The organism is Prevotella sp. oral taxon 317 str. F0108 (genome assembly GCF_000162415.1).
Lineage (GTDB): Bacteria > Bacteroidota > Bacteroidia > Bacteroidales > Bacteroidaceae > Prevotella > Prevotella conceptionensis.
This window is the reverse complement of the sequence record NZ_GG740076.1, coordinates 16741-20049: the sequence shown is the minus strand read 5'-3', so window position 1 is coordinate 20049 and position 3309 is coordinate 16741. Positions and strand designations below refer to the sequence as shown.

The following is a 3309-nucleotide window of genomic DNA, read 5'->3' as shown; positions in this document are numbered from 1 at the left end:
TGTGGACATGGCAAGTGGTATGCCTTGCCGGTCTGTGACATAGATGGCGTTGGTGGTCGTCTTTTTCTTGCGTCCTTGGTATCCACAGCACTCCCCACCGCGAATCGTGGTGGTGTGGCTGCCGTCCAAATCCACACTGGACATGTCCAAGAAAGACCTGTGACGGCTCAATATCATGCCCCAGACCTTTTTCCATTCGCCGTTCCTCGACCACTTGCGGAAATGGGCATACACGCTCTTGTAGCTCAAAACCCTCCCCGTGAAGATGGCTGAAACGGGAAGCATGTGCCGCTGACAGCCCGTTTTCAACTTGTAGAGAATGCACTGAATGACTTCCGCCAGGTCACTTTTGTCACATAACCGTGTTTTTCTACCGACAAATGTGGCAAGATCTCAAATTTTATTGTATCTTTGTCCAGTACTTCGTACATGAGAGGAGTGTTTATCTTGGTTTTTACAGCACAAAGATAATAAACTCCTCTCAATTTGTAGAGATTTTAAAAGTCTAGATGACTTCGTATAGATATTGATTCATGTTTTTTGTTTTAGGCAGTAGGCTTTTATGGTAAATTAACGATGAATATTGCCTTTATTTATGTATCTTTGCAGTGTAGATTCTATTTTTTATAGGATAAAATAATTGTAATAATATAATATGAACCTGCCGCGCAATTTAAAAAGCTGTCCTATTATAGACGCTTTAGTAGAAATACGTTTTGAGACAACATTAAACCCTAATGCTGTATTTGGGTTGATATATGGAGCATTGATTAATGATTACCCAGGAGAAGTTGAAAGTCTCCCTATTCTTCAAGTGCCAGAGGTTGTAAGAATAAATGACCCTGCTCTAAAATTTAAACCACTCTACAAGATAATCAATAAAGAAGTGGTAATTCAGATAGGTAATGACATGTTGTCTATAAGCTCTGCTATTCCATATATTGGCTGGGAGACATTCCAAAATCATATTAGTAAAATCATTAACGTTGTATATGAAAAAAAAATAATAAGTCGAGTATTCCGTTTAGGACATCGGTACGTTAATTTTTTTGATTTTGACATACTTGATAAAGTAACTCTCTCTTTTCAAATGACAGGAGGGTATTCTGCAGAAAATGTTCAAATAACCACGCAAGTTCAAGATGGAAATTTTGAAAGTACTATTCAATTTTCAAATACTGCTATATTTAATAGTAGAGGCACACAAAAGAAAGGATCAATCATTGATATAGATACCTTTAGAAATTATGAAGGAAACAAATTCTTAGAAAGTATAGTTCCAGAAATAAATTCTGCACATATTGCTGAAAAGAAATTATTCTTCTCACTTTTAAAGCCCAAATTCATTGAAGATTTAAGTCCAGTTTACTAATTATGGATAAAAATTATATATTATCTCCTTTTTTCTTAACGATGACGTGTACTACGGCAGCATTAGGGGGTATAAACCCTACCGATAGTTATGGCGTATGCCCTGAAGTCTCTGTTAAAATTCCGTCAGAAATTACTCAGCCATATCTTCTTAACAGTACTACAAAGTCTTATTTGGAACACTTGCCAGCTAATGAAGATATAGAAGATTTCAATAAATTGGTAACTTTCGGAAAGAAGTTTCTGCAAAATGAAATAGGAATAGATAAAAATATTCTAAAAATAATCAATGACAACTTTTGGGATATGCTATGATATCAAGTAGTGACATAGAATTATTTTTGCCCAAATACCTTTCACCTGAAAATTACAAGAAACTTTTGCAGGAGTTAGATGCCTTCCCAAATAATATAGATAAGAGAATGTATACAACTTCAGTAGAAAGTAATGTGCTATATCAAGGAGACGGTTACAATCCTTTTCCTTATGTAGAATTAATGCGTTTGGAGAAGGGAAATAAAAATGTTAAAGGTATTATTTTGTCTAACACTTGTGATATATCACTAGAAAATCATCGTCTCTATCCTTCTTCGATATTGTATGCTCCAATTATTGAAATCGAAAAGTATCGTGATGTTTTGATTGAAAAAGGCGCATCAAAAGAACAGGTAGAAGGGCATCTACAAGCTGTACGCAAACAAGAAGTCTCATCTGTTTTATACCTCCCTGCAATCTCGAAATTGAAAGAGTCAATTGTTTTCTTTGATAGAATTATGAGTATTGACAACTCCTTTATAAAAAGAGAAGAGTTGAAACATAATCGCCTTTTTTCTCTAAGTGATTATGGTTTCTATCTATTGTTGTTTAAATTATCAGTACATTTTTCAAGAATACAAGAGAAAGTTAATAGAGGTTCTTGCTCTTAAAATGTATTAAGGATTCCCTTGGCGGAATAAAATCAAACTAATCAATATAGACAAAAAGAATGAACTGATAAACCTGTTAAAAAGGGATGACGGAGTTAAAGGGTTAAGCCAAATGACTTGTACGGAGTGGACGACAATCCCTGTCAACTCGCATACGCCTAAACTTTTCCAACGCACAAACTCGTAAATCCATAAACTCACGAACCAACACGCTCGTCAACTTGAATTCTTACCAACTTGTTAACTTGAATTCTTGCCAACTCGTTAACTCGTCAACTCGTTAACTCGTCAACTTGAGACCATGTCAACTCGTTAACTTGTCAACTCGTTAACTTATAACCTTGTCAACTTTTCAGTATAAATTTTAACATTATAAGCGCCCTTTTTGCGCACCAATGGCCCACCTTGCCGCAAAAAATCGATTCTCGCGAAGGTTAGTTTTGATGCTAAGAGGGGTTAACCTGCGGATGCAGCAAAATGAATTTTTATTTAAAGAAACCATCATTCGCACCCGCTTTTGGGCCATTTGCAGCTAAATGCAGTGCAATATGCCGCTAAACGCAGTGCGTTTTGGTGCTAAATGCAGTGCGTTTTGGTGCTAAACGCAAGGTAAAAGGTGCTAAATGCAGGGTGTTTTGCTGCAAAATGCGGGGCAAAATGCTGCTAAATGCAAGCAGAAAAGCATAAACATCCACCGCAAAAGTATAAATATAACCTTTTAGAACCACTAAAAACATGACTAAAATGGGCAAAATGATCATTAAAAAGGGGTGTTTTAGGGGCTAAAAGCGAGTTTTTGGACTTGGAAAATGACGGGACTGCGACCAAACTAGAAAGGCAAAATGGTGCAAAATGCAGGTTCTGTTCTTAAAAACAGACAGAACAAGAGGATGGGAAGGATGAAAAAAGTGGCAATTTACCTACTTTTTAGCTTATATTTTCGCTAGAACGGAGTGAAATTTGGAGCGACATTGTAAAACAAAAAGCAACAATTTAAGTTTTTGAGTTGGGG

At 36.3% G+C, this 3309-nt stretch carries 4 protein-coding genes and 1 pseudogene; 3 read left to right on the top strand and 2 right to left on the bottom strand.

Annotated features, from left to right (window positions below; translation table 11 throughout):
• Nucleotides 1–431 (bottom strand): annotated as a pseudogene (locus tag HMPREF0670_RS12680) (transposase); the annotation flags it as partial.
• A 224-nt stretch (nt 432–655) separates the two neighbouring features.
• Here HMPREF0670_RS12680 and HMPREF0670_RS12675 point away from each other — a divergent pair.
• The 3 genes from HMPREF0670_RS12675 to HMPREF0670_RS12665 are packed head-to-tail and all read left to right on the top strand — an operon-like array spanning nt 656 to nt 2297.
• Entirely contained in the window at nt 656–1372 is a 717-nt protein-coding gene (locus HMPREF0670_RS12675) for a TIGR04255 family protein (RefSeq protein ID WP_009231554.1), read from the top strand.
• 2 nt (nt 1373–1374) lie between these two features.
• Nucleotides 1375–1686 (top strand): hypothetical protein, encoded by a 312-nt coding sequence (locus tag HMPREF0670_RS12670; protein ID WP_009231553.1) that lies wholly within the window; start codon nt 1375–1377, stop codon nt 1684–1686.
• A complete protein-coding gene (locus HMPREF0670_RS12665) occupies nt 1683–2297 on the top strand; it encodes a hypothetical protein (RefSeq protein WP_009231552.1) in 615 nt (204 codons plus the stop codon). Before HMPREF0670_RS12670 ends, HMPREF0670_RS12665 begins: the two co-directional genes overlap by 4 nt.
• Nucleotides 2298–2851: 554 nt before the next feature.
• Here the strand turns inward: HMPREF0670_RS12665 and HMPREF0670_RS12660 are convergent.
• Nucleotides 2852–3058, bottom strand: coding sequence for a hypothetical protein (locus HMPREF0670_RS12660; protein WP_044078298.1), 207 nt, complete (start codon nt 3056–3058; stop codon nt 2852–2854).
• Nucleotides 3059–3309 lie beyond the last annotated feature (251 nt).